General features: G+C 75.1%; 1 protein-coding gene. It reads left to right on the forward strand.

Annotation, left to right across the window (positions count from 1 at the left end; all coding sequences use genetic code 11):
* Positions 1 to 71 precede the first annotated feature (71 nt).
* Positions 72 to 716: MerR family transcriptional regulator (locus AOK22_RS20590; RefSeq protein WP_107101986.1), on the forward strand; the 645-nt coding region annotated here is incomplete at its 3' end.

The following is a 716-nucleotide window of genomic DNA, read 5'->3' on the forward strand; positions in this document are numbered from 1 at the left end:
CGGCGTCCGCGCCGGAGATTCAAGTCCTCTCCCCCTTGGGGCGGGCGTCGCGTTGGTGGGGGTTGCTTCCGTTGCTCGGCGAGACGCTCGGGATCGGTGACCTGGCACGGCTGACCGGCCTGTCGGTGCGGACCATCCGCTTCTCCTGCGACGAGGGCATCGTCGACGCGGTGCGCAGCACGGGCGGGCACCGCCGCTTCGACGCGGCGGCCGTCGAACGTCTGGTCCTGGTGCGGCGGCTGCGGCGGCTGGGGCTCGGGCTGCCCGCCGTTCGGGACGTGCTCGACGGCGAGCGTTCCGTGGGTGAGGCCGTCGCGGCCGAGCGCGCCGCGGTCGATGTCCGCATCGCCGAACTTGCCTGGCGCCGGGCCTCGTTGCGTGCCGTCGAGGAGGCCGTCGGGCCCGCCGAACGGGCCGCCCGGCTGGACCTCCTGTCCGCCATGGAGAACGGCGCCGCCGCGCACGACGCGCTCGTCGACTTCTGGCGGCGGACGATGGTCGCCCCGGTGTCCGAGGCGATGCTCCGCACGTTCGTGTCCATCGCCGTACCGGAGCCGCCGACGGACCCTTCGCCGCGCCAAGTCGTGGCCTTCGCCGAGCTGTTCGCGCTGGTCGGGGACCGTGCGTTGGCTCGCGTCGTACGTGGCGGTGGACCGCTCGCCCCGGATGCGGCGGTACTGGGGGCTGGCGGCGGAGGCGGCGGGCGGGGTGGGGGC

The organism is Streptomyces silaceus (assembly GCF_001419745.1).
GTDB lineage: Bacteria > Actinomycetota > Actinomycetes > Streptomycetales > Streptomycetaceae > Streptomyces > Streptomyces silaceus.